The organism is Caballeronia sp. LZ016, from assembly GCF_031450805.1.
Classification (GTDB): Bacteria; Pseudomonadota; Gammaproteobacteria; order Burkholderiales; family Burkholderiaceae; genus Caballeronia.
Genome location: NZ_JARTVY010000001.1, coordinates 1,895,005 through 1,914,064 on the forward strand (window position 1 = coordinate 1,895,005; position 19,060 = coordinate 1,914,064).

Below are 19,060 nucleotides of genomic sequence, written 5' to 3' on the forward strand. Positions count from 1 at the left end.
ATGCCGGTCAGCACATTGGACTTATGACCGGCTACTTTTCCTCGTTTTCAATCTCGTTGAGAAGTGCTAGTAACAGATTGTCTTGACCGGTCAGCCCCGGTCCATCGTCGTTGAAACCGCCTTCAACGACTGCAACGGTCGGATCATCGAACTTCGGGTACACCACGCGGAAGCCGCCATTCTTGGTCTTGATAACGAAGAACCTACCGTTGTTAGCGCGTGATGCAAACCGTCCCCGATCTCCCTTTCCCTGACGCTTTGGTTCCGTCTGGTAGTGTTCATCGCAATACTTCGATGCTTCGGCTTTCGACATACCAGCTTCAATTAGACCTGCCTTCTGCTTCTCAATAAATTCCTTCGTGACGAGGCGACCGGCACCGTGCAGTTCGACTACGTCGATGAATCGGCGTAGTTGTGCCGCAAGTGCGGCACGAATACGAAACCTTTCTTCATCCGTCACGGATGACATTTGTTCGATCAGCGACTTCGTGACGCGGGCGACTTCGCGCGAATCCGTACCTGAATCCTTCCGCTGCTGAATCTCGGTCAGCAACCGTTCCTTCGCCGCTTCGGCGTTTATCTTGTCGGTGGTAAGCCTGCTCAGTTGCTTCTGAACTTCCCCTTTCGTCAATTCCGTGGCACTGAGAAACAAGTCGAACAGTTTGTCTATGTTCTTCTGGATGTCGTCGATTTTTTTTTTCTTCGGCGTGTAGCTGGTCTTCGAGCTTCACTGGTTGCGGTCCAGTATCGTTGCGAAGATCGGCAAGCAAGGCATCAAGCGACAATCCTCGACAGAAGGTTAGGAACGCAGCTTCGAAGTCGTTATATCCCCACTGAACCGCGTAGCAGCCCATTCCACGCCTTGCCGCGTCGCAGACCAAGACCTTCTTTGGGGGACGGATGGTTTCGCCTTCTGGCGTCTTGACGCGCTTCGCAGCGGCACCGGCGATGACCATGTTCGAACGCCCGCAATAGCCGCATCTCAGCAGACCGGATAACAGGTTCGGAACGGTCGTTCCTTTGCGTGCTCGACCACCGCCGACCGCATTTTGGGCACGGAAGGCTTGTAGCGAGTAAAACTCATCCTTGGTGATGACCGCAGGGTAGTAGTCCTCGATGGGTGGGCCGCTGATGATCTTCCTTCCGTTTATAGTCTCGCCGGGTTGAAATTCGCCGTATAACTGCTTCGATGTCAGGATTTTTTGAATATAGCTGCTGTGCCACGCGTTCTTCTCGCCCGAGAACGCTGGCGTGCCACGTTCATTGAGCATCTTTGCGATGGCAAGTTGACCGAAGCCGTTCTTCGCAAGGCTGATGATTTCTTTCACGATTTCGATGCGCTCTGGGATGAAGTTGAACTCAGTGCGATCCGCGTTTAGCTTCAACCAGAGCGGGCTACGTGCCGTAAGCTTCTTTGTGCCGATGTTCGCGCGTTTGTTGTTCCAAGCTGCACGCTGGCGCTTCGACTTGGTCAGGGATTCTTCGTGCGCGCGTGACATGACTGTGAGACTGATTATCAGGTCCGTCATCTCCGTGGTACGGCTGGAATACACCCGGTTGTCCGTCAAAGTAACGATGGTGATCTGCTTCTTTAGGATCGACCGGAATAGGTCGAACGCATCCATCACTTCGGCGCGAGAAAGCCGGTCCAACGATTCCACCAAGAGATAACTGCCGGGTAGAACTAAACCGGTGTCACACGCGTGAAGGAAGTCACCAAGGCGTCCGCGTTCGACGTTGCTACCCTTGTAAGCCGACACTCCAAGGTCATGGAAGGTAAGTGTGGTGTCCAGCGTCAGTCCATGTTTAGCAGCATAGGCTTCACTGAGTTCCTGTTGCCGTCTCAGTGAGTCGCCTTTACTTTGTTCCGGCGTAGAAAATCTGACGTACGAGTAGGCACGCGGCATTGGTGGTCACATAAGACGATTGGACCACCGAGATTGTAGCGGGATTATGTGTTCATAACCGTTAATTTGCGATTTCCGGGCTGCATATCGGCTTCGTCGCGGGGCTGGCGGCGCTGGCTTGCGGGTTCGTCTGGAGGCGAGTCAGGGTGCGCGGCGTGGACGGGCCGCTGCTCATGGCCACGCCGAAAGTCGCGGCGCTCGGGGCGGCGTCGTTTGCGGCGGTGTATGCCGCGCTTGCCGGATTCAACGTGCCGGCGCAGCGGACGCTGTGGATGCTGACAGTGTTCGCGATCGCGTTCGTGTGCGGGCGGCGGCCGGCGTCGTCGCTCGTGCTCGCGTGGGCGCTTGCGCTCGTGCTGCTTGCCGATCCGTGGGCGGTGACATCGCCGGGATTCTGGCTGTCCTTCTGCGCGGTGGCGGCCATTTTGCATGCGATCGCGGCGCAAGGCCGGCGGGCGTCGAAGGCGCGAGGCGATGATGATGACGATTGGTTAGCCGGAGTGGAGGCGCGTGATCCGGTGTTGCCGGATGAAGGGGCGGGAGTTGCGTCGGATGAGGCGAGGGCGTCGAATGCGCGCCGAGCGTCGAATGTGTCGGATGCGTCGGATGCGTCGGATGCGTCGGATGCGTCGGATGCGTCGGATGCGTCGGATGTGTCGGATGCGTCGAATACGTCTAACACGGCGAATACGTCGAATACGTCGAATACGTCGAATACGTCGAATACGTCGGATGCGTCGAGCATGTCTAACACGGCGAACGCGGTGAACGCGGCGAACGCGGCGAACACGGCGAACACGGCGAACACGGCGAACAAGGCGAATGCTTCGAATGCTTCGAATAAGTCGAGCATGTCTAACACGGCGGACGCGGCGAAAGCGTCGAACACGTCCTACGCGCTACATACGCGCGCCACACGACACTCACTGCTCACGCCGACTCCTATCGGCCCGAAGCGCCGGCTCATTTCCGCATTGCGCCGCACCGCTTCGAAGCTGCGCGCACACATCGCATCGAGCGCGCGCGTCCAATACGCCGTCACGCTCGCACTCGCGCCGCTGACCGCGTACTGGTTCTCGCAGGTGCCGCTCGTCGGGCCGCTCGCCAACGCGTTCGCGATTCCGTGGGTCAGTTTCATCGTCACGCCGGCGACGCTCGCCGGTCTGATCCTTCCCGCGCCCGTCGATGCGCCCGCGTTCCACATCGCGCATGCCGCGCTTTCCGTCCTTTGCGACGCGTTGAAGCACCTCGCCGATGCCGGCCCCGCATGGTCCCTCTGGCGCCTGCCGCAGCCTCGACCGTTCGCGCTCGCCGCCGCGCTGGCCGGGACTGCATGGGCGCTCGCCCCGCGCGGGTGGCCGTTGCGCTTCGCCGCGCCGCTGACCTGGCTGCCGCTGCTCGCGCCTGCACCACACGTCACACCGCCCGGCGCGTTCCGCATCACGGCGCTCGACATCGGCCAGGGCTCGGCGCTCGTCGTCGAGACGGCGAAGCACGCGCTGCTTTTCGACGCCGGCCCCGGTCCCGAATCGACCCACGCGGGCGAACGCATCACCGCGCCGTATCTGATCGCGACCGGAACGCGCACGCTCGATGCGCTCGTCATCAGCCATTCCGATTCCGATCACTCGGGCGGTGCGCCGGCGGTGCTGCAAGCGATCGCCGTGCGCCAGCTGCTCGCATCGCTTCCCGCCGACGACGCGCTCTGGTCGGACGCCCGCAAGCGCGGCAGCGACACGCTGCGATGCGCGGCGGGACAACACTGGACGTGGGACGGCGTCGACTTCCGCATGCTGTGGCCGGACCCTGGCCCGCTGACGGGCAAGCCGAATCATCAGGGCTGCGTGCTGAAAATCACGAACGCGTCCGGGCGAACCGCGCTTCTCACCGCCGACATCGAAGCCGATGTCGAACGCACGCTTCTCGCCCGCAATCCATCTGCGTTGCGCGCCGATGTTCTCATCGTGCCGCACCACGGCAGCCGCACGTCGTCGACCGAACCTTTCCTCGATTCCGTCGAGCCGCTCGCCGCGGTATTTCAGGTAGGCTATCGCAACCGTTTTCACCATCCGAACCCGACCGTCCATGCGCGCTACCGGATGCGGGGCATCGTGCTCTCGCGCAGCGACGAAGACGGCGCGGCCCGCATCGACGTGGGCTCGGACATCGTGCTCGAACGCTTCCGGCAAACGCACGCGCGTTACTGGATGGACCACTGACAAGGAAGCGCTTGAAGGACATCATCCATTTCTCGCACGCGAACGGCTTCCCGGCATCGACGTATCGCACGGTATTCGCCGAACTCGCCGACGACTACGAGATTCGCAGCATCGAACGATACGGCCACGATCCGCGCTTCCCCGTCACGCGCGACTGGCCTTATCTCGTCGATGAACTCATCGACGACATGAGCCGTCATCGGCGTGAAGCAGGCGGCGAGCATCCGAAAGTGTGGCTGGTCGGCCATTCGCTCGGCGGCTATCTGTCGCTGATGGCGGCGCACAAGCGCCCGCAGTGGGTGAAGGGCGTCGTCATGCTGGATTCGCCGGTCATCGCGGGGTGGCGCAGCGGTCTGCTGCGCGTGATGCAATGGACCGGGCTCGACGAACGCCTGTCGCCCGCCGCCGCGACGCGCAACCGCCGCACGCGCTGGGCGAGCCGTGACGAGGCGTGGCGTCACTTTCGGGCGAAGCCCGCGTTCGCGCGCTGGGACGAACGGATGTTGTCGGATTACATCGAGTTCGGCATTCCGTCGACGCATCCCGACGGCACGCGCGCGCTCGCGTTCGACCGGCAGACCGAATACCTGATCTATCGCACGTTGCCGCACACGCTCGGTGCGCGGCTCGCGCATGGCGCGCCGGTGCCGGTCGGATTCGTCGCGGGCACGCAGTCGACCGAAGTGCGGCAGGTCGGACTCGCGATGACGCGGCGCATCGCCGGCGAGCATTTCGAGTGGATGGAAGGCAGCCATCTCTTCCCGATGGAACGGCCCATCGACACCGCTCGCGCCGTGCGGCGGCTGCTTGTCGCAATGGACCGATAGACGCGCATCTAAGCCGAAACGATCGCCATAAATGGCGTCAAAAGCAGGGCGCGCAAGGCGGATTTCACCGGCGCGCGCGTTGGGTCGCGGGCGGCCTTTACGGTATAATCCGTTTTTCCCGCGAGCATCTAGCGATGACCAAATATGTATTCGTCACCGGCGGCGTAGTTTCTTCCCTCGGCAAGGGTATTGCCGCCGCCTCCCTCGCCGCGATCCTCGAATCGCGCGGTCTGAAAGTCACTCTCCTCAAGCTCGATCCCTACATCAACGTCGACCCCGGCACGATGTCCCCGTTTCAGCACGGCGAAGTGTTCGTGACGGAAGACGGCGCGGAGACCGACCTCGACCTCGGCCACTACGAGCGCTTCATCAGCACGAAGATGCGCAAGGCCAACAACTTCACCACGGGCCAGATCTACGAATCGGTGATCCGCAAGGAGCGCCGCGGCGAGTATCTCGGCAAGACGGTGCAGGTCATCCCGCACATCACCAACGAAATCCAGGCGTTCGTCGAGCGCGGCGCGGCCGCCGCCACGTGCGGTCAGCCGGATGTCGCGATCGTTGAAATCGGCGGCACGGTGGGCGACATCGAATCGCTGCCGTTCCTCGAAGCCGCGCGTCAGATGAGCCTGCGCATGGGCCGCCACAGCGCGTGCTTCGTGCACCTGACGCTCGTGCCGTTCATCGCCACCGCGGGCGAACTCAAGACCAAGCCGACTCAGCACAGCGTGCAGAAGCTCCGCGAAATCGGTATCTATCCGAACGTGTTGCTGTGCCGCGCGGATCGCCCGATTCCGGACGATGAGCGCCAGAAGATTTCTCTCTTCTCGAACGTGCAGGAAGACGCGGTCATCTCGGTGTGGGACGCGGACAGCATCTACAAGATTCCGCAGATGCTCAACGATCAGGGCCTCGACGAGATCGTCTGCGACGAACTGAAGCTCTCGCCGCCGCCGGCCGACCTGAAGATGTGGTCGGATCTCGTGGAGAAGCTGGAGAATCCGAAGAACGAAGTGACCATCGGCATGGTCGGCAAGTATGTGGAACTGACCGAGTCGTACAAGTCGCTGATCGAGGCGCTGCGCCACGCGGCCATCCATACGTCGACGAAGGTCAACATCGAATATATCGATTCCGAGCAGATCGAAGCCGAAGGCACGGGCGCGCTGGAACACCTCGACGCCGTGCTGGTGCCGGGCGGGTTCGGGCGTCGCGGCACGGAAGGCAAGATCAAGGCCATCCGCTATGCGCGCGAATCGAAGACGCCGTATCTCGGCATCTGCCTCGGCATGCAGCTCGCGGTCATCGAATTCGCGCGCGACGTCGCCGGTCTCGCCGATGCGAACAGCACCGAGTTCGACTCGCACACCACGAACCCGGTCGTCGCACTCATCACCGAGTGGTATGACCGTGCGGGCCGCATCGAAAAGCGCACCGAAGAATCGGACCTCGGCGGCACCATGCGCCTCGGGTCGCAAAAGTGTCCGATCAAGCCCGGCACGATGGCCGAGCGCATCTACGGCACGGATGTGAACGAGCGTCATCGTCATCGTTATGAAGTGAATAACCGTTTCGTGCCGCAACTCGAAGCGGGCGGGCTTATCATCAGCGCGCGTACGCCGAGCGAAGACCTGCCGGAGATGATGGAGCTGCCGCAATCGCTGCATCCGTGGTTCGTCGGCGTGCAGTTTCACCCCGAATTCACCTCGACGCCTCGCGACGGGCATCCGCTCTTCAAGGCGTTCGTCGAAGCGGCGCGTTCGCACGCGCTGGCTGCGGGCGGCGCGAAGGGCGGCGCGCAGATCGCCGCGACGGCAGGAGCGCAGGCATGAAGCTATGTCATTTCGAAGCGGGTCTGGACCAGCCCTTCTTTCTGATCGCGGGCACGTGCGTCGTCGAATCTGAACAAATGACGATCGACGTCGCCGGGCGGCTGAAGGAAATCACGTCCAAGCTCGGCATTCCGTTCATCTATAAGTCGTCGTTCGACAAGGCGAACCGCAGTTCGGGCAAGTCGTATCGCGGTCCGGGAATGGACGAAGGCTTGCGCATTCTCGGCGAAGTGAAGAAGCAGCTCGGCGTGCCCGTGCTCACGGACGTGCATGCCGAAGAGGAAATCGAAGCGGTGGCATCGGTCGTGGATGTGCTGCAGACGCCCGCGTTCCTGTGCCGTCAGACGGACTTCATCCACGCGTGCGCGCGTTCGGGGAAGCCCGTCAACATCAAGAAAGGCCAGTTTCTCGCGCCGCACGACATGAAGAACGTGATCGACAAGGCGCGCGATGCGGCGCGTGAAGCCGGTCTCTCTGAAGACCGCTTCATGGCGTGCGAGCGCGGCGTGTCGTTCGGCTATAACAACCTCGTGTCCGATATGCGTTCGCTCGCGATCATGCGCGAGACCGACGCGCCCGTCGTGTTCGACGCCACGCATTCCGTGCAGTTGCCGGGCGGGCAGGGCACCAGTTCCGGCGGCCAGCGCGAGTTCGTGCCGGTGCTGGCGCGCGCGGCAGTCGCTACGGGCGTCGCGGGGCTTTTCATGGAGACGCATCCCGATCCCGCGTGCGCGAAGTCGGACGGTCCGAACGCCGTGCCGCTGCATCGCATGGAAGCACTGCTCGAGACGCTCGTCGCGCTCGATCGCGCGGTCAAGAGCGGTCCGTTTCTCGAGAACGACTTCAACTAACGCGCGGGTCGGCATAGCCGGGCGGACGCCTCGCGGTCGGCGTCCGCTTCACGAGGACAGAAATGGTCGCGCGAAGGCAGGCGCGAACCACGAGAGCCGTCAGACGGTCTGAGCGAAGCCAGTGCAGCATCGAGTCATCGCTTCATTGTGACCGACAGAATTCATCGTCAATTTGAGGAAACCATGAGTGCTATCGTAGATATCATCGGCCGCGAGATTCTCGATTCGCGAGGCAACCCCACCGTCGAGTGCGATGTTTTGCTCGAATCGGGCACGATGGGCCGCGCCGCGGTGCCGTCGGGGGCGTCCACGGGATCGCGTGAAGCCATCGAACTGCGCGACGACGAAGCCGGCCGCTACGGCGGCAAAGGCGTGCTGAAGGCGGTCGAACACATCAACACCGAGATTTCCGAAGCCATCATGGGCCTCGACGCCTCGGAACAGGCTTTCCTCGACAAGACCCTGCTCGAGCTCGACGGCACCGAAAACAAGTCGCGCCTCGGCGCTAACGCGTTGCTCGCCGTGTCGATGGCTGTGGCGAAGGCCGCAGCGGAAGAAGCCGGCCTGCCGCTCTATCGCTATTTCGGCGGCTCGGGCGCGATGCAACTGCCGGTGCCGATGATGAACATCGTCAACGGCGGCGCGCACGCGAACAACAGCCTGGACATCCAGGAATTCATGATCGTGCCGGTGAGCCAGCCGACCTTCCGCGAAGCGCTGCGTTGCGGCGCCGAAGTGTTCCACGCGCTCAAGAAGATCCTGTCGGATCGCGGCATGAGCACGGCAGTCGGCGACGAAGGCGGTTTCGCACCGAACTTCGGCAGCAACGACGAATGCCTCTCCACCATTCTCCAGGCCATCGAGAAGGCGGGCTATCGCGCGGGTGAAGACGTGCTGCTTGCGCTGGACTGCGCGGCGAGCGAGTTCTACCACGACGGCAAATACCAGCTCGCCGGCGAAGGCCTGCAGCTTTCGTCGGGCGAATTCACCGACTATCTCGCGACGCTCGCCGACAAGTTCCCGATCGTTTCCATCGAAGACGGCATGCACGAAAGCGACTGGAACGGCTGGAAGACGCTGACCGACCGCCTCGGCAAGAAAGTGCAGCTCGTCGGCGACGATCTCTTCGTCACGAACACGCGCATCCTGAAGGAAGGCATCGAGAAGGGCATCGCGAATTCGATCCTCATCAAGATCAATCAGATCGGCACGCTGACGGAGACGTTCGCGGCCATCGAAATGGCGAAGCGCGCCGGCTACACGGCGGTCATCTCGCACCGCTCGGGCGAAACGGAAGATTCGACGATCGCGGATATCGCCGTCGGCCTGAACGCCGGTCAGATCAAGACCGGCTCGCTGTCGCGCAGCGACCGCATCTCGAAGTACAACCAGTTGCTGCGTATCGAGGAAGACCTCGGCGATATCGCAAGCTATCCCGGCAAGTCGGCGTTCTACAACTTGCGCTAAAGCTTTCGCCGCTTTAGTCGATAAGGACGTTAGCTTTATTCTCTGTCCGCCGCGCCGGCTTCGGTGTCACTGAAGCCGTCCGGCGGCGCTTATTTCGGCTACTCGAATGCGGCTTGTAACTGTCGTTCTGGTCTTGTTGCTGGTGCTGATCCAGTACCCGCTCTGGTGGGGGCACGGCGGCTGGTTGCGCGTGCATGAATTGCAGCAGCAACTCGCGCAGCAGACCGACAAGAACATGAACCTGAAACTGCGCAACGAGCGCGTGCAGGGCGAAGTGCAGGACCTGCAAAGCGGCACCGCCGCTGTCGAAGAACGGGCTCGCTATGAAATGGGCATGGTGAAGGACAGCGAGGTGTTCGTGCAGTTCGTATCGCCCAATTCGACGGCGCCGGTCAACTCGGCGAATGCGCCGTCGGTGAACGGCTCGATGCGCGGGCAGGTATCGGCGGCGCCGCTGCGGGTGGTGCCGAATCCGGTATCGCGTTCGAAGCAGGAATTGCGCGAGCTGGACCGCAAGGCGCGCAAGGAAAAAGAGGCGAAGAAAAAGCCAGGCGCGACGCAGTAATATCGGGCAGCGGACACACAAATGGCGCAGTGATCGACTGCGCCATTTGCTTTTGTACGGCAGAAATTGGGTGGATTACCACCAGGTCCCGAAGCCGACGCCCGTTCCCCAATATGGGCCGCCCCAGCCGCCGCTCGAATATCCGCCGTACACGCTGATGGGCGTCGCCGTGTAGCCGGACATCATCTTCGCATTGTTGCCGGCTGTCGCCGATTGCTGCGATTCGGCCAGCGCCTGCTTGTCGATCGCGTTATAGCGCTCCATCTGCTGCTCGGGCGTCAGCGCCTGTTGCACCGGCGCCGATGTGCTCGGCAGACGGCTATAGATCGGCGACGGGCCCGGCGGGTCCATCGCGCAGCCCGCGACAAGGAGTACGGCGGCCACGCCGGACGACAGTTCCAATAGCAACGGGACGTTTCTCATATTCGACCTCCAGCCGGTCGGACAACTAAACAAACGCCAATCATAGCGCGCGGCGGTTCGCCTGGACCACGCGCGCGGTTTCGCCCGTTCAGGCGATCCCGCGTTCGCCCGGCGCGTTCGACGGCACGCCGGACAAGGCTTCGGCGGCGCTCAGTGCCGCTGGTCGGCTGCGGGGCTCACGCCTTGTGAGAGGTCTTTTGCGACAAAAAGTTGCGCAACGTCGACCGGATCGAACTCGTAGCGCTGATTGCAAAACTCGCAATGTACTTCGACGGCCCCGCGTTCGTCGATCACGCTGTCCACTTCTTCGCGGCCGAGCATCTTCAACATGCCGCCGACCTTCTCGCGCGAGCACGTGCACTGAAAGCGCGCCGCAGCGGGCTCGAAGTGCTGCACGTTCTCCTGCCAGAACAGGCGGCGAAATACCGTCTCCGGCTCTTCCTTCAGCAGTTCTTCGGTCGAGAGCGTGCTGCCGAGATGGCAGACGCGCTGCCACGTATCGGCGTCGTGCTCGCCAGGATGCGGAACGATGCCGCCATCGCCCGGCAGCTTCTGCAGCAGCACGCCGACCGCGCGGTCGGTATCGGCGGCGAGCCACATGCGCGTATCCAACTGCTCCGAGTGATGCATGTAGTGTTCCAGCACCTCGGCCATCGACGCGAGCGGCCCATGTTCGCCCGAGAGCGGCACGATGCCCTGATACGGCTGCTGGCCGGGCTTCTTGTCGGACGGATCGAGCGTGATGACGCAGCGGCCGTGACCGTGACGGTTGAGCAGGTCGGCGAGCGGCATGTCGCTCTGAAGTTCGCTTTCCGCGCCTTCGGCGAGCTTGGCCGTCGCGCGCAGCGACAGGTTCGAATTGCACTGCACGACCAGCATTTTCACGGGGCCGTCGCCATAAATCTGCATGACGAGCGTGCCGTCGAACTTGAGATTCGCGGAGAGCAGGGCGCACGCGGCCATCATTTCGCCCAGCACGTTGCGCACGGCCGGCGGATACGCCCGGCGCGCGAGCACTTCCTGCCACGTGTTACGCAGCGAGACGATTTCGCCGCGCACGGGCGCCGCATTGAACATGAATTTCTGCAACTGGTCGTTCACAACGCTTCCTTGGGTGTTGAGGCCGAACGTGCGGCGCCGCGTCTCGCGCAGCGCCGCCGCTCAGCCGATGCGCACGAGCTGCGCCTTGTAGTATTCACGCCGGTCGGCATAACTTGCCGTCGCGGCGCGCATGCGGGCGATGTCCGCTTCGCCGATCTCGCGCACCGCCTTGGCGGGCGCGCCGAGAATCAGCGTGTTGTCGGGGAACACCTTGCCCTCGGTGACGATGGCGCCCGCGCCAACCAGACAATTGCGGCCGATTACCGCACCATTCAAGACCACCGCCTGAATTCCGATCAGCGAGCCTTCGCCGACGGTGCAGCCGTGCAGCATCGCCTGATGGCCGACGGTGACGTCGTTCGCGATGGTCAGCGGAAAGCCGGGGTCCGCGTGCAGCACCGCGCCTTCCTGCACGTTGCTGCCGCGTCCGACGACGATCGGCTCGTTGTCGCCGCGCAGCGACGCGCCGGGCCAGACGCTCGCGTTCTCTTCGAGCGTGACCTGGCCGATGATCGTCGCGGTATCGGCGAGGAACACGCTTTCATGGATGGTGGGGGCGTCGTCGCCGAGTTTGTAGATTGCCACGGTGTCTCCTCAGGTCTTCGTCTGGTCTTCGATGGGGAAGGTCGCCGCGCGGCGCTAAAATGCGCGGCTTGCGCCGGCCGGACCGCTATGTGTCTGCTTTGCGCCTTGTGCCTGCGCCGGGATTAACATTTTAGCCGTTTGCGGCGTTTCGCCGCCGAGCGTGCCTTACCGCTTTCATTCAGACGCGCGATGCCGAACGTTCCGACCACTCCTGAATGCGCCCGCCGCAGCGCATTGTCGATACTGCGCGAGATCGATCCCGCCACGAAGGCGGAGCGGACCCGCGCGCTTTACGAAGCGGCCTGCACGGGCGCGTCGCCGGTCGATTCCGCGCTCGAATTGCCCGATCCCGGCGACTTGCCGGGCCGCCCGGCGCGGCCCGCACTGGTAGAACCGTCGTCGCTCAAGCGGCGGGGCATGCAGTCGGAAGCCGGGCGCGCGGTATTGCTCCACGCGCTCGCGCACATCGAGTTCAACGCGATCAACCTGGCGCTCGACGCCGTCTGGCGGTTTCCGTCGATGCCGGCCGATTTCTATCTCGATTGGTTGAAGGTCGCGGCGGAAGAAGCGCATCACTTTTCGCTCCTGAGCGCGCGACTGGCGGAGTTCGGTCATGCCTACGGCGATTTCCCCGCGCACGACGGCCTCTGGGAAATGGCGCAGCGGACCCGCGCCGACGTGCTCGCGCGCATGGCGCTCGTGCCGCGCACGCTCGAAGCGCGCGGGCTTGACGCTTCCCCGCCGATTCGCAAGCGGCTCGCGCAGGCGGGCGATCACGCGTCCGCCGCGATCCTCGACGTGATCCTGCGCGACGAGATCGGCCACGTGCTGATCGGCAATCGCTGGTTCCGGACGCTGTGCGACGCGGCATCGCTCGACCCGCACACGGCTTACGAGCGGCTCGCCGCGCAGTATCACGCGCCCAAGCTGCGCGGTCCCTTCAACTTCGAAGCCCGTCGCGACGCCGGCTTCGACGAGGCCGAACTTCGCGCGCTCGCCGGACTCGACGGCTCCGCCTAAGCCGCACAGTCGCCGCTATACTCGAACGATCATCCTTTTTTTTGATCGAGGCGGGCCATGAAAGAATCGCGCTCCGAGTTCGTCGATGCGCGCGGCGTGCGGCTGCACGTGCGCCGCTGGGGTTCGCCCGACGCGCCCATGCTCTTCATGCTGCACGGCTGGATGGACGTGTCCGCGTCGTTCCAGTTCGTCGTCGACGCGCTCGCCGGCGACTGGCAGGTGCTCGCCCCCGATGCACGCGGCTTCGGCCTGTCCGACTGGCCGGTTGCGCAACGGGGCGGCGGGCATTACTACTTTCCAGACTATTTCGCCGATCTCGACGCGCTGCTCGATCACTACGCGCCTGCCGGCGAAGTCAATCTCGTCGGGCACAGCATGGGCGCGAACGTATCGCTGCACTATGCCGGCGTGCGGCCGGAGCGCGTGCGGCGGGTCGTCGATCTCGAGGGCTTCGGGCTGGCTGCGGCGCGTCCGTCGCAGGCGCCGGGCGCCATCGCGCGATGGCTCGACGAGTTGCGCGTACCGCCGGCGTTGCGCAGTTACGCGACGCTCGATGAAGTCGCCGACCGGCTGATTCGGACGAATCCGCGTCTTCCCCGTTCGCGGGCGCACTTCCTGGCGCAACATTGGTCGCGCCGCGAAGCCGATGGCGCCTACCACCTGCTCGCCGATCCGGCACACAAGCTGCGAAGCCCTGCGCTGTACCGGCTCGACGAAGTGATGGCCGTCTGGTCGCGCGTGCGGGCGAAGGTGCTGCACGTGGAAGCCGAGGCGTCGCCGACGCTCGCGCGGTTCGCCGGCGACATGCCCATCGCCGAATTCAAGACGCGCTTCGCCGCGTTCGCCGACTGGCGCGAGGAAGCCGTGAGCGGCGCGGGGCACATGATCCATCACGATCAGCCCGAGCGCGTCGCGGAATTGATCGCATCGTTCTGCGCGTAGGTCGGCGTCGGCGGCGCCAAGCGCCGTTATGCGCCCTTAACGTAAAATCACGTTTATGAATCCGACCACCATCAACGCCGATCTGCACTGCCATTCCACCGTTTCCGACGGGCGGCTCGCGCCCGCCGAAGTGGCCGCGCGGGCGCATGCGGGCGGCGTCGCGATCTGGTCGCTGACCGACCACGACCAGCTGGGCGGCCAGCGCGAAGCACGCGCGGCGGCCGAGGCGCTCGGCATGCGCTATCTCGCGGGCGTCGAAATTTCGGTGACGTGGGCGGGGCGCACGGTGCATGTCGTCGGCATGAACGTCGACCCGGAAAACGAGGAACTGGCGAACGGCCTCGCCTCGACGCGCAACGGACGCGCGGCGCGCGGCGTGGCGATCGGCGACGCGCTGGCCGCGGTCGGCATTCCGAACGCCTACGTAGGCGCGCTGCGCTATACCGACGACCCCGACATGATCTCGCGCACGCACTTCGCGCGCTTTCTGGTGGACGAGGGCTACGCGCAAAGCACGTCGGACGTCTTCGCGCGCTATCTCGGCGACGGCAAGCCCGGCTTCGTCGGGCATCGCTGGGCGAAGCTCGCCGACGCGGTGAAGTGGATCCGCAACGCGGGCGGCGAGCCGATCATCGCGCATCCGGGGCGCTACGACTACACGCCGGTCGAATTCGCCGCGCTGTTCGACGAGTTCATCGGGCTCGGCGGCAATGCCATTGAAGTCGTGACCGGAAGCCATACGCCGGACCAGTATCGCGAGTACGCGGATGTCGCGCGCCGATACGGCTTCGAAGCGTCGCGCGGCTCGGACTTTCACGCGCCGGGAGAAGGGCGCATCGATCTCGGGCAGCTTCCGCCGCTGCCGCAGGACCTCATCCCTGTCTGGCATCGCTGGCTCTAGCGCGCCGGCTGTGAATCACTGGCGCGCATGCGTCTTGCGTCGCATCATCGCTGACTAGCCCGCGTCCGCGCCGCAGATGTCTCGCGCGAGCGCGTCGAACCGCGAACACGATCGGAACAACAAGGCGTCGCCATGTCCCAATTCTTTCGTATTCATCCGGACAATCCGCAGCCGCGGCTCATCAATCAGGCGGTGCAGATCGTTCGCGACGGCGGCATCGTCGCGCTGCCGACCGATTCGAGCTATGCGCTCGCCTGCCATCTCGACGACAAGGACGCCGTCGAGCGGCTTCGGCGCATTCGCGGCATCGACGACAAGCAATTGCTGTCGCTGCTCGTGCGTGATCTGTCCGAGCTGTCGAATTTCGCGATGGTCGACAACCGGCAATATCGGCTGATCAAGTCGGTAACGCCGGGGCCTTACGTGTTCGTCCTCCAGGCGACGAAGGAAGTGCCGCGCAGGCTGTCGCATCCGTCGCGCAAGACGATCGGCTTGCGCGTGCCGGACCACGCCATCACGCTCGCGCTGCTCGAAGCGCTCGGCGAGCCGCTGCTCGCGTCGACGCTGATCCTGCCGCCCGACAGCGAGCCGCTCAACGACGCCGAGGAAATCCGCGAGCGGCTCGAAAAGCAGATCGAACTCGTGATCGATTCGGGCGCGTGCCCCGCCGAGCCATCGACGGTGATCGATCTGTCCGGCGGCGAGCCGGTGCTCGTGCGCGCCGGACGGGGCAGTCTGGAGCCGTTCGGACTCGCCGCCTAGGCCGTTCGGTCATGGCGCGATTCGTCGTGCCTGGCAGCGTCGCGCTCGCCTGAAGACGGCCCTCCGCTTGATACAATACGGCCCCATGGATCCTTCTCTGATACAAACCATCGCGGTCTACGCGCTCCCGGTGATCTTCGCGATCACGCTGCACGAGGCCGCGCATGGTTATGCCGCGCGTCTGCTCGGCGACAACACGGCTTACGTGCTCGGCCGCGTTTCCATGAACCCGATGCGCCATATCGACCCCATCGGGACCATCGTCATTCCCATCGTCCTGTACTTCGTCACGAACGGCAGTTTCATGTTCGGTTATGCGAAGCCGGTGCCGGTCGCGTTCGGGAACCTGCGCAATCCGCGCTGGGGCAGCCTGTGGGTCGCGGCGGCGGGTCCGGGCAGCAACTTCGTGCAGGCGCTCGTCTGGGGCGTGCTGGCGGTGCTGCTCGCCGCGTTCAACGTCGACGAAGCGTTTCTCACGCGCATGGCCGCGGCGGGCGTCGCCGTGAACCTCGTGCTCGGCGTGCTCAACCTTTTTCCGCTGCCGCCGCTGGACGGCGGGCGCGTGCTGATGGCGCTCTTGCCGGTGCGCGCATCGATTGCATTCTCGAAGCTCGAGCCCTACGGTTTCTTCATCGTGATGGCGCTCGTCGTGACGGGCGTGCTGACGCGCTTCTGGCTGAGTCCGCTCGTGAACGTCGGTTACGCGGCGGTATCGGCCATTCTGAATCCCTTCGCTTCACTATTCCCATAAGATCATGTTCCCTGACCGTATCTTTTCCGGCATGCGGCCCACCGGGTCGCTGCACCTCGGCCACTATCACGGCGTGCTGAAAAACTGGGTGCGGCTGCAGTCCGAATACCCATGCTTCTTCGCGGTCGTCGACTGGCACGCGCTCACGACGCACTACGAGACGCCCGAGGTCATCGAGAAAAACGTCTGGGAAGTGCTGATCGACTGGCTGGCATCGGGCATCGACCCGGCGCAGGCGACGCTCTTCATCCAGAGCCGTGTGCCCGAGCATGCGGAACTGTCGCTCCTGCTCGGCATGGGCACGCCGCTCGGCTGGCTGGAACGCGTGCCGACCTACAAGGAGCAGATCGAGAAGCTGAAGGAAAAGGATCTCTCGACCTACGGCTTCCTCGGCTACCCGGTGCTGATGGCGGCGGACATTCTGCTGTATCGCGCGTCGCTCGTGCCGGTCGGTGAAGATCAGGTGCCGCACGTCGAAATGACGCGTGAAATCGCACGCCGCTTCAATAACCTCTACGGCAAGGAGCCGGATTTCGAGGAAAAGGCGCTCGATGCCGCGAAGAAGCTCGGCGGCAAGCGCTCGAAGCTGTATCACGAGTTGCGCGTCGCGTATCAGCAGGAAGGCGATGCCGAAGCGCTGGAACAAGCCCGCGCGATGCTGCAGGAATCGCAAAGCCTGTCGATGAGCGATCGCGAGCGTCTGTTCGGCTATCTGGAAGGCGCGCGTAAGATCATTCTCGTCGAGCCGCAGGTGCTGTTGACGGAAGCGTCGCGCATGCCGGGTCTCGATGGCCAGAAGATGTCGAAGTCGTACGGCAATACCATCGGCTTGCGCGAGGATGCGGAGACCATCACGAAAAAGGTCCGCACGATGCCGACCGATCCGGCGCGCGTGCGCCGCAACGATCCGGGCGATCCCGACAAGTGTCCGGTGTGGCAACTGCATCAGGTCTACTCGGACGAAGCCACGCACGAGTGGGTGCAGAAGGGCTGCCGCAGCGCCGGCATCGGTTGCCTCGACTGCAAGCAGCCGGTGATCGAAGGCATCCTGCGCGAACAGCAGCCGATGCTCGAACGCGCTCAGAAATACATGGACGATCCGTCGCTGCTTCGCGCGATCGTCGCCGATGGCTGCGACAAGGCGCGCAAGTTCGCGACCGAAACGATGCGCGACGTGCGCGAGGCGATGGGCCTCTCGTACAACTGATGGAAGCCGGCATTCCGAGCGCATGGGTCACGCGCTGGGCGCATCTCGTCACGCCCGGTGCGCCGGTGCTCGATGTCGCAGCGGGCGGCGGGCGTCATGCGCGCTGGTTTGCGGCGCGCGGTCATGCGGTCCTCGCCGTGGATCGCGATGCCGATGCGCTCGAGTCGATGTCCGCCTGCGAGGGCATCGAGACGCTCGCGGCGGATATCGAAGGCGCGCCCTGGCCGGTTTCCGCCGATCGCCGGTTCGCTGCGGTCGTCGTAACGCACTATCTGCATCGGCCGCTGTTCGCGCACTTGATCGACAGCGTCGCACCGGGCGGCATCCTGATCTACGAGACCTTCGCCGTCGGCAACGGGACGATTGGCAAGCCGTCCAATCCCGCGTTTCTGCTCGAGCCCGGCGAACTGCTTGAAGCGGTGCGGGGCCGGCTTCGCGTGATCGCTTATGAAGACGGTTTCGTCCAGACGCCGCGTGCTGCCTACGTGCAGCGAATTTGCGCGGTCCATGAAGTCGAGGCAGCTATGGACCGGCTCACGATTGGTAACACACCCCCGGGTCCGCCGCGTTACGATTTGGCGGGCTAATCCGCTACAATCGCGTAATATCGCTTTTTGCGATTAAATTCACGATTAAATTCATAGAGTTTCATGACAAACGGAACTAGCAGCGGAACTAGCAGCGGAACTAGCGGCAGCAACGGCGGCATCCAGATCCGTGGCAGCATTCCTGCCATCGTCACGCCGATGCACGAGGACGGCAGCCTGGATCTGCCGGCGTTTCGAAAGCTGATCGACTGGCACGTCGAGCAGGGGTCGAACGGGCTCGTCGTCGTGGGAACGAGCGGCGAATCGGCGACGCTGTCGGTCGAAGAGCACGTGCTGATGGTGCAGACCGCGGTCGAGCACACCGCGAAGCGCATTCCGATCATCGCGGGCGCGGGCGCCAATTCGACGGCCGAAGCCATCGAACTCTCCAGGCAGGCCAAAAAGGTCGGCGCCGACGCCACGCTGCAAGTGGTCCCGTATTACAACAAGCCGACGCAGGAAGGCATGTTCCGCCATTTCAGCGCCATCGCTGAAGCTGTCGACCTGCCCGTGATTCTCTATAACGTGCCGGGCCGCACCGTGGCCGACATGAGCAACGAGACCATCCTGCGTCTCGCGCAAGTGCCGGGCATCATCGGCGTGAAGGAAGCGACCGGAAATATCGATCGCGCCGCGTATCTCATCAAGCATGCGCCGGCGAATTTCGCGATCCTGAGCGGCGACGATCCCACGGCCATCGCGCTAATGCTGCTCGGTGGCCACGGCAACATCTCGGTAACGGCGAACGTCGCACCGAAGCAGATGAGCGATCTGTGCCGCGCGGCGCTCGAAGGCGACGCGGTCACCGCCCGCCGCATCCACCTGAGCCTGCTCGAACTGCACAAGCAGCTGTTCTGCGAATCGAACCCCATTCCGGCGAAGTGGGCGCTGCAGGCGCTCGGCCGCATGGAAGGCGGCATTCGCCTGCCGCTCACGCCGCTCGATGCGCGCTACCACGACGTTGTGCGCGGCGCGCTGCGCGACGCCGGGCTTCTCGCCTGATCGAGTGCTCGGGCGCGCGTCGCGACAGGCAATGAATCGAACGTGACCGCGCCGCACCGGATCGAGATGAAGCCGAGCCATTCACCCATTGCCATCCATTGGCGTCGATGA

The 19,060-nt window shown here is 63.8% G+C and carries 19 protein-coding genes; 14 read left to right on the forward strand and 5 right to left on the reverse strand.

What is annotated here, in order from left to right; all coding sequences use genetic code 11:
• Positions 1 to 31: 31 nt before the first annotated feature.
• Both P9220_RS08980 and P9220_RS08985 read right to left on the reverse strand, forming a co-directional pair.
• Entirely contained in the window at positions 32 to 460 is a 429-nt protein-coding gene (locus P9220_RS08980; protein ID WP_309764536.1) for a hypothetical protein, read from the reverse strand.
• Entirely contained in the window at positions 450 to 1,907 is a 1,458-nt protein-coding gene (locus tag P9220_RS08985; protein WP_309764537.1) for a recombinase family protein, read from the reverse strand. The genes P9220_RS08980 and P9220_RS08985 overlap by 11 nt, the downstream gene beginning before the upstream one ends.
• A gap of 71 nt (positions 1,908 to 1,978) precedes the next feature.
• Between P9220_RS08985 and P9220_RS08990 the strand changes: the two genes are divergently transcribed.
• The 6 genes from P9220_RS08990 (at position 1,979) to ftsB (ending at position 9,668) form a co-directional block, all read left to right on the forward strand.
• On the forward strand, positions 1,979 to 4,126 hold the full coding sequence (locus P9220_RS08990) for a ComEC/Rec2 family competence protein (RefSeq protein WP_309765433.1): 2,148 nt from the start codon (positions 1,979 to 1,981) through the stop codon (positions 4,124 to 4,126).
• Between the two features lie 11 nt (positions 4,127 to 4,137).
• Complete coding sequence (locus P9220_RS08995) at positions 4,138 to 4,953, forward strand: alpha/beta hydrolase (RefSeq protein ID WP_309764538.1); 816 nt, start codon at positions 4,138 to 4,140, stop codon at positions 4,951 to 4,953.
• Between the two features lie 134 nt (positions 4,954 to 5,087).
• A complete protein-coding gene (locus P9220_RS09000) occupies positions 5,088 to 6,785 on the forward strand; it encodes a CTP synthase (RefSeq protein WP_309764539.1) in 1,698 nt (565 codons plus the stop codon).
• Complete coding sequence (gene kdsA / locus P9220_RS09005) at positions 6,782 to 7,636, forward strand: 3-deoxy-8-phosphooctulonate synthase (RefSeq protein WP_309764540.1); 855 nt, start codon at positions 6,782 to 6,784, stop codon at positions 7,634 to 7,636. Before P9220_RS09000 ends, kdsA begins: the two co-directional genes overlap by 4 nt.
• Positions 7,637 to 7,819: 183 nt before the next feature.
• Positions 7,820 to 9,103 (forward strand): phosphopyruvate hydratase, encoded by a 1,284-nt coding sequence (gene eno / locus P9220_RS09010; RefSeq protein ID WP_309764541.1) that lies wholly within the window; start codon positions 7,820 to 7,822, stop codon positions 9,101 to 9,103.
• Positions 9,104 to 9,209: 106 nt separating this feature from the next.
• Positions 9,210 to 9,668, forward strand: coding sequence for a cell division protein FtsB (ftsB, locus tag P9220_RS09015; protein ID WP_309764542.1), 459 nt, complete (start codon positions 9,210 to 9,212; stop codon positions 9,666 to 9,668).
• Between the two features lie 75 nt (positions 9,669 to 9,743).
• Here ftsB and P9220_RS09020 read toward each other — a convergent pair whose 3' ends face one another.
• The 3 genes from P9220_RS09020 to P9220_RS09030 form a co-directional block, all read right to left on the reverse strand.
• Positions 9,744 to 10,091, reverse strand: a complete 348-nt coding sequence (locus P9220_RS09020; protein ID WP_309764544.1) for a hypothetical protein — start codon at positions 10,089 to 10,091, stop codon at positions 9,744 to 9,746.
• A gap of 150 nt (positions 10,092 to 10,241) precedes the next feature.
• Complete coding sequence (gene hslO / locus P9220_RS09025; RefSeq protein ID WP_309764545.1) at positions 10,242 to 11,192, reverse strand: Hsp33 family molecular chaperone HslO; 951 nt, start codon at positions 11,190 to 11,192, stop codon at positions 10,242 to 10,244.
• 60 nt (positions 11,193 to 11,252) lie between these two features.
• Positions 11,253 to 11,777 carry a gamma carbonic anhydrase family protein gene (locus P9220_RS09030; protein ID WP_309764546.1) on the reverse strand — a complete coding sequence of 175 codons (525 nt, stop codon included), beginning with the start codon at positions 11,775 to 11,777 and terminating at the stop codon, positions 11,253 to 11,255.
• A 189-nt stretch (positions 11,778 to 11,966) separates the two neighbouring features.
• Between P9220_RS09030 and P9220_RS09035 the strand changes: the two genes are divergently transcribed.
• The 8 genes from P9220_RS09035 (at position 11,967) to dapA (ending at position 18,949) form a co-directional block, all read left to right on the forward strand.
• Complete coding sequence (locus P9220_RS09035; RefSeq protein WP_309764547.1) at positions 11,967 to 12,797, forward strand: ferritin-like domain-containing protein; 831 nt, start codon at positions 11,967 to 11,969, stop codon at positions 12,795 to 12,797.
• A gap of 57 nt (positions 12,798 to 12,854) precedes the next feature.
• Entirely contained in the window at positions 12,855 to 13,739 is an 885-nt protein-coding gene (locus tag P9220_RS09040; RefSeq protein ID WP_309764548.1) for an alpha/beta hydrolase, read from the forward strand.
• 55 nt (positions 13,740 to 13,794) lie between these two features.
• On the forward strand, positions 13,795 to 14,640 hold the full coding sequence (locus P9220_RS09045) for a 3',5'-nucleoside bisphosphate phosphatase (RefSeq protein ID WP_309764549.1): 846 nt from the start codon (positions 13,795 to 13,797) through the stop codon (positions 14,638 to 14,640).
• Between the two features lie 132 nt (positions 14,641 to 14,772).
• On the forward strand, positions 14,773 to 15,402 hold the full coding sequence (locus P9220_RS09050; RefSeq protein ID WP_309764550.1) for an L-threonylcarbamoyladenylate synthase: 630 nt from the start codon (positions 14,773 to 14,775) through the stop codon (positions 15,400 to 15,402).
• Positions 15,403 to 15,487: 85 nt separating this feature from the next.
• On the forward strand, positions 15,488 to 16,153 hold the full coding sequence (locus tag P9220_RS09055; protein WP_309764551.1) for a site-2 protease family protein: 666 nt from the start codon (positions 15,488 to 15,490) through the stop codon (positions 16,151 to 16,153).
• Positions 16,154 to 16,157: 4 nt separating this feature from the next.
• Positions 16,158 to 17,360, forward strand: a complete 1,203-nt coding sequence (locus P9220_RS09060) for a tryptophan--tRNA ligase (protein WP_309764552.1) — start codon at positions 16,158 to 16,160, stop codon at positions 17,358 to 17,360.
• Positions 17,360 to 17,947: a class I SAM-dependent methyltransferase gene (locus P9220_RS09065; RefSeq protein ID WP_309764553.1), complete on the forward strand. Its 588-nt coding sequence runs from the start codon at positions 17,360 to 17,362 to the stop codon at positions 17,945 to 17,947. The genes P9220_RS09060 and P9220_RS09065 overlap by 1 nt, the downstream gene beginning before the upstream one ends.
• Positions 17,948 to 18,010: 63 nt before the next feature.
• Positions 18,011 to 18,949 (forward strand): 4-hydroxy-tetrahydrodipicolinate synthase, encoded by a 939-nt coding sequence (dapA, locus tag P9220_RS09070; RefSeq protein WP_309764554.1) that lies wholly within the window; start codon positions 18,011 to 18,013, stop codon positions 18,947 to 18,949.
• Positions 18,950 to 19,060: the final 111 nt, after the last annotated feature.